We start from the raw sequence: 5,648 nt of genomic DNA, 5'->3' as shown, positions 1-5,648 counted from the left end.
CTGCTGGCCGGTCCGTCGGCGTCCAGCCTCGACGGTGGCGCGGTCGACGTCGTGCGCCGCGAGGCCTCCCAGGTCTCGACCGTCGACGTGACCGACTCCGCCGCCGGGCGGGCCGTCACGGCCCTCGCCCTCGCCCGCGTGGCGGCCGGCGAGACGGGTGCGTGGGGCACCTCGCGCAGCGAGGACGGCTCCGTCCCGCGCTAGTCCGGCGCCTGGTCGCCGCGCCGCCCCGGCTGGTCATGGCCGCCGCGGCGAGGGGCTACACTGGAATCCCGTGGAGCAGTGACGACCACGGCACCTGCCGTCGGTCCCGCTGAGCCGCATCCAGGCCCACGACCACGGGAGTCACCTTGCAGGGCAGCGCCGTCACCAAGCACGTCTTCGTCACCGGAGGCGTCGCCTCCTCCCTCGGCAAGGGGCTCACCGCCTCCTCGCTCGGCCGGCTGCTGAAGTCCCGGGGACTGCGGGTCACGATGCAGAAGCTCGACCCGTACCTCAACGTCGACCCCGGCACCATGAACCCGTTCCAGCACGGCGAGGTCTTCGTCACCGACGACGGCGCCGAGACCGACCTCGACATCGGCCACTACGAGCGCTTCCTCGACGAGGACCTCGTGGGGCGCGCCAACGTGACCACCGGCCAGGTGTACTCCGACGTGATCGCGCGCGAGCGTCGCGGCGACTACCTGGGCGACACCGTCCAGGTGATCCCGCACATCACCAACGAGATCAAGGACCGGATGCTCTCGATGGGCGGGCCCGACGTCGACGTCGTCATCCACGAAATCGGCGGCACGGTCGGCGACATCGAGAGCCAGCCGTTCCTGGAGTCGGCGCGCCAGGTGCGCCACGAGATCGGCCGGGGGCACGTGTTCTTCCTGCACGTCTCGCTCGTGCCCTACATCGGCCCGTCCGGTGAGCTGAAGACGAAGCCCACGCAGCACTCGGTCGCCGCGCTGCGCTCGATCGGCATCCAGCCCGACGCGATCGTCTGCCGCTCCGACCGCGAGATCCCCGAGTCGGTCAAGCGCAAGATCTCGTTGATGTGCGACGTCGACACCGAGGCCGTCGTCACCGCCAGCGACGCCGCGTCGATCTACGACATCCCGAAGGTCGTGCACCGTGAGGGCCTCGACGCCTACGTCGTGCGCCGCCTCGACCTGCCGTTCCGCGACGTCGACTGGACCGAGTGGGACGCCCTGCTGCGGCGCGTGCACCAGCCGGCCGACGAGGTCACCATCGCGCTCGTCGGCAAGTACGTCGACCTGCCCGACGCCTACCTCTCCGTGGCCGAGGCCCTGCGCGCCGGCGGCTTCGCGAACGACACCAAGGTCCACCTGCGGTGGGTGCCCTCCGACGAGTGCGGCACCGAGTCGGGGGCAGCGCGCCACCTGGCCGACGTCGACGGCATCTGCGTGCCGGGCGGCTTCGGCATCCGGGGCATCGAGGGCAAGGTCGGCGCCCTGCAGCACGCCCGCACGCGGGGCATCCCGACGCTCGGCCTCTGCCTGGGCCTGCAGTGCATGGTCATCGAGCACGCCCGCCACGTCGCCGGCATCCCGGGCGCGAGCTCGACCGAGTTCGACCCCGACGCGAGCGACCCCGTGATCGCGACGATGGCCGAGCAGCACGCGTTCGTCGAGGGTGCGGGCGACCTGGGCGGCACCATGCGCCTCGGCCTCTACGAGGCCGCGCTGGCCCCGGGCAGCGTCGTCGCCGGCGTGTACGGATCCGACAAGGTCGAGGAGCGGCACCGTCACCGCTACGAGGTGAACAACGGCTACCGCGACCGCCTCGAGGCGGCAGGGCTCGTGTTCAGCGGCACCTCGCCCGACGGGACGCTCGTGGAGTTCGTCGAGCTGCCCGCCGACGTGCACCCGTTCTACGTGGCCACGCAGGCCCACCCGGAGCTGCGCTCGCGGCCGACGCGCCCGCACCCGCTGTTCGCCGGACTGGTCAAGGCTGCGCTCAAGCGTCAGCGCGAGACGCGTCTGCCGGTGGAGGTGCCGGTGCCCGGTGCCGACGTGGTCGAGGGCGCCGACGCGCCGACGTCGTGAGCCCGCACCCCACGCTGCCGGGCGTCCTGGTCGACGAGGTCGCCGACCGGGACGAGTCCTGGCCCGTCGCGTCCCACGAGCAGGTCTTCACCAGCGGCTACCTCGTCGTCGAGGTCGACGCGATCGTCGACCCGCGCGGCGACGAGCACCGACGCGTCGTGGTGCGCCCGCAGGGTGCCGTCGGCGTGCTCGCGCTGGACGAGGACGACCGGGCTACTCCAGCGAGGTGTGCCAGGTCTACCGCGCGACGGGTCTGCGCCCGGTCCCCGAGGACGAGCGCACCGAGCGCCACGCCGAGGAAGCCGACATGGAGCAGTGGTGGGTCCCCTTCGAGTCCGTCGTCGACGCCGTGCTCGACGGGCGGGTCCGCGACGCGACGATGTGCGCCGCGGTGCTCGCCGAGGCGGCCCGCCGCGCCCGCGGCTGAGCCGGCGACCATGAGCGACGCCGGCGACCTCGACCGCGCCGTCCAGGACTACCTGGGCCACCTCGGCGTGGAGCGGGGTCTCGCCGCGAACACGCTCGGCAGCTACCGGCGCGACCTGCGCCGCTACCGCGAGCACCTGCACGGTGCCGGCGTCCACGACGTGGCCGACGTGGCCGAGACCGACGTGCTGGCCTTCCTCGCCGCGCTGCGTACCGGCGACGAGGAGCACGCCCCCCTTGGTGCCTCGAGCGCCGCGCGGGCGGTCGTCGCGGTGCGGGGGTTCCACAAGTTCTGCCTGCGTGAGCAGCTCGTCGCGACCGACGTGACCGCGGCGGTGAAGCCTCCGCGTCCCGCGTCACGGCTGCCGAAGGCGCTGCCGCTCGACGACGTCGAGGCGATCCTCGAGGCGGCCGGTGCGGCGGGCACGAGCCTGGCCAAGCGCGATCGAGCGCTGCTGGAGGTGCTGTACGGCACGGGGGCGCGCATCTCCGAGGCCGTCGGTCTCGACGTCGACGACCTCGACCTGGACGAGGGCACCGCCCTGCTGCGCGGCAAGGGCGGCAAGCAGCGCATCGTGCCGGTGGGCTCGTACGCGGCGGCCGCGCTGGGCGACTACCTGACCGTCGCGCGACCCGGGCTCGTGTCGGCCACCGGACGCGGCGGTGCGGCGCTGTTCCTGAACGCGCGCGGGGGTCGGCTGAGCCGCCAGAGCGCGTGGACGGTGCTGTCGCGCGCCGCGCGCGCAGCCGGCGTCGACGCGGACGTCTCGCCGCACACCCTGCGGCACAGCTTCGCGACCCATCTCCTCGACGGCGGGGCCGACGTCCGCGTCGTGCAGGAGCTGCTCGGGCACGCCTCGGTCACGACGACGCAGATCTACACGCTGGTGACGGTCGACCGGCTGCGCGAGGTGTACGCGACGTCGCACCCTCGCGCCGTCGACTGAGCAGGAGCGCCGGGAGAGCGGCCCCGACCGGCGGGCCAGGCGCGCGGGGACGCCCGTCGAGCGCGGTACAGTGGCCCGACGATCGCCGGGCGGCGACCGGCCGCGGCGTAAGGAGACTGATGAGCGACGAACTCGGACCCACCGGACGCCCCGCGCCCGACTTCCCCGAGCCGTCACCGCGCCAGGGCGGCCGGCCCGCGCAGATCATCGCGATGTGCAACCAGAAGGGTGGCGTCGGCAAGACGACGACCACCATCAACCTGGGTGCGGCGCTGGTCGAGGCCGGACGTCGTGTGCTGCTGCTCGACTTCGACCCCCAGGGCTCGCTGACGGTCGGGCTGGGCTTCAACGCCCACGACCTTGAGCAGTCCATCTACCACGTGCTGATGGACCGCGAGCTGACGCTCAAGGACATCGTCCTCGAGACGTCGGTGCCGGGCCTCGACCTCGTGCCCGCCAACATCGACCTCTCCGCCGCCGAGATGCGCCTCGTGACCGAGGTCGGTCGCGAGCAGGTGCTCGCCCGCGCGCTGCACCCCGTGCTGCACGACTACGACGTCGTGCTCATCGACTGCCAGCCGTCGCTGGGCCTGCTCACCGTGAACGCCCTGACGGCGGCCGACGGCGTGATCATCCCGTTGGAGTGCGAGTACTTCGCGCTGCGCGGCGTGGCGCTGCTCAAGGAGACGATCGAGAAGGTCCGCGACCGCACCAACTTCGACCTGCGCATCATCGGCCTGCTCGGCACGATGTACGACGGTCGCACGCTGCACGGCCGCGAGGTGCTGCAGACGCTGGTGCAGGGATGGGGCGACCTCGTCTTCCACACCGTCATCCGACGCACCGTCAAGTTCTCCGACGCGACGGTCGCCGGCGTGCCGATCACCGAGTACGCCGCCAGCTCACCGGGTGCCGACGCCTACCGCCAGCTCGCCCGGGAGGTGCTGCACCGATGCCCCGACGCGTGAGCATGCCAGGGGCGGACGAGCTGTTCCGCCCCACGGCGCCCTCCGCCCGCTCGCGTCGTCCCGCACCCGACCCGAGCGTGGAGCCGACCCAGGCCGAGCAGGAGCGCACGGAGTCCGCTGCTCCCGCAGCACCGCGCGACAGCGGACGCATCAAGCACGACGAGAAGATGACGGTCTACGTGACGAGCGAGGAGCTGCTCGCGATCGAGCAGGCCCGGCTCCAGCTGCGCAGCAGCGTGCGGCGCAACGTCGACCGCGGCCGCCTCGTGCGGGCCGCGATCGCCCTGGCGCTGGAGGACCTCGAGACCCGCGGCGACGACAGCGACCTCGCCCGGCGGCTCGGCTCGGCATGAGCCTGTCGGCCGACACCGCGCAGGCCCCGGAGGCGGACGGCTTCCGCGTCGACGTCGGGGTCTTCGACGGGCCCTTCGACCTCCTGCTGTCGCTCATCTCCAAGCACCAGCTCGACATCACCGAGGTCGCGCTGTCGACCGTGACGACGGAGTTCATCGCCTACGTCCGCGAGCTCGGCGGCGACCTGGAGCAGACGACGCAGTTCCTCGTCGTCGCCGCCACGCTGCTCGACCTCAAGACGGCGCGGCTGCTGCCGCAGGCCGACGTCGAGGACGAGGAGGACCTCGCCCTGCTGGAGGCGCGCGACCTGCTGTTCGCCCGGCTCATGCAGTACCGCGCCTTCAAGCAAGTGGCGAGCTTGCTCGCCGACCGGCTGGCGACCGAGGGCAAGCGCTACCCCCGTCAGGTCGGGCTCGAGCCGCGGTTCGCCGCGCTGCTGCCCGAGGTGGTCTTCTCGATCGGGCCCGACGAGCTCGCGGCGCTCGCCGCGCGGGCCCTGCAGCCGAGGCCCGAGCCCGTGCTGTCGCTGGCCCACCTGCACGCCCCGACTGTGAGCGTGCGGGAGCAGGCGCACCTCGTCGTCGACCGGCTGCGCCGCGAGCGCACCACCACCTTCCGCGCGCTGACCGCCGACGCGGACCTCATGACGACCGTGGCGCGCTTCCTCGCCCTGCTCGAGCTGTTCCGGGAGGGCGTCGTCGGCTTCGACCAGGCCAGCCCGCTCGGCGACCTGCACCTGCATGTCAAAGGTCAGTTGTTCGGTGGCACGCCCCGCACTCAGATGCAGATGCGCCCGCACGGCCCAGAGGAAGTTTTCAGCCTTTGCAAAGAAATCGAATTCTTCGGGGCGGAACAGGCCGAGGGGCACCAATTCGGCCACGTCCTGCACCTTGTAG

The 5,648-nt window shown here is 72.5% G+C and carries 6 protein-coding genes and 2 pseudogenes; 7 read left to right on the top strand and 1 reads right to left on the bottom strand.

Translation table 11 applies throughout. From position 1 onward, the window contains the following. The 7 genes and pseudogenes from A6Q79_RS16285 to A6Q79_RS16255 all read left to right on the top strand — a co-directional run. The coding region (locus tag A6Q79_RS16285; RefSeq protein ID WP_317698777.1) for a copper transporter at positions 1-204 on the top strand (204 nt) is incomplete at its 5' end. A 146-nt stretch (positions 205-350) separates the two neighbouring features. Then, positions 351-2,057 carry a CTP synthase gene (locus tag A6Q79_RS16280; protein WP_286689373.1) on the top strand — a complete coding sequence of 569 codons (1,707 nt, stop codon included), beginning with the start codon at positions 351-353 and terminating at the stop codon, positions 2,055-2,057. Positions 2,058-2,283: 226 nt separating this feature from the next. Then, positions 2,284-2,484: a hypothetical protein gene (locus tag A6Q79_RS16275; RefSeq protein WP_317698776.1), complete on the top strand. Its 201-nt coding sequence runs from the start codon at positions 2,284-2,286 to the stop codon at positions 2,482-2,484. Positions 2,485-2,494: 10 nt separating this feature from the next. Further along, the gene (xerD, locus tag A6Q79_RS16270) at positions 2,495-3,430 is read left to right on the top strand and encodes a site-specific tyrosine recombinase XerD (RefSeq protein ID WP_286689371.1); all 936 of its coding nucleotides are present in this window, start codon (positions 2,495-2,497) and stop codon (positions 3,428-3,430) included. 119 nt (positions 3,431-3,549) lie between these two features. Continuing rightward, positions 3,550-4,398, top strand: coding sequence for a ParA family protein (locus A6Q79_RS16265; RefSeq protein WP_067859124.1), 849 nt, complete (start codon positions 3,550-3,552; stop codon positions 4,396-4,398). Positions 4,399-4,400: 2 nt separating this feature from the next. Continuing rightward, entirely contained in the window at positions 4,401-4,751 is a 351-nt protein-coding gene (locus A6Q79_RS16260) for a hypothetical protein (RefSeq protein WP_286689370.1), read from the top strand. Next, a pseudogene (locus A6Q79_RS16255) lies at positions 4,748-5,485 on the top strand (ScpA family protein); the annotation flags it as partial. The gene A6Q79_RS16260 and the pseudogene A6Q79_RS16255, both read left to right, overlap by 4 nt. On the opposite strand, the pseudogene A6Q79_RS18735 reads toward A6Q79_RS16255, so the two are convergent. Beyond that, positions 5,483-5,620: pseudogene (locus tag A6Q79_RS18735) on the bottom strand (hypothetical protein); the annotation flags it as partial. The pseudogenes A6Q79_RS16255 and A6Q79_RS18735 sit on opposite strands and share 3 nt — an antisense overlap. Positions 5,621-5,648 lie beyond the last annotated feature (28 nt).

Origin of the sequence: Aeromicrobium sp. REDSEA-S32_B7 (assembly GCF_001626145.1) — a bacterium.
GTDB lineage: Bacteria > Actinomycetota > Actinomycetes > Propionibacteriales > Nocardioidaceae > Aeromicrobium > Aeromicrobium erythreum.
This window is presented reverse-complemented; position numbering and strand designations above follow the sequence as displayed.

What these genes read in the sequence shown, in the direction of transcription:
- xerD (WP_286689371.1), top strand. Translation starts at nt 2,495, where the DNA reads ATGAGCGACGCCGGCGACCTCGACCGCGCCGTCCAGGACTACCTGGGC.
- A6Q79_RS16265 (WP_067859124.1), top strand. Translation starts at nt 3,550, where the DNA reads ATGAGCGACGAACTCGGACCCACCGGACGCCCCGCGCCCGACTTCCCC.
- A6Q79_RS16260 (WP_286689370.1), top strand. Translation starts at nt 4,401, where the DNA reads ATGCCAGGGGCGGACGAGCTGTTCCGCCCCACGGCGCCCTCCGCCCGC.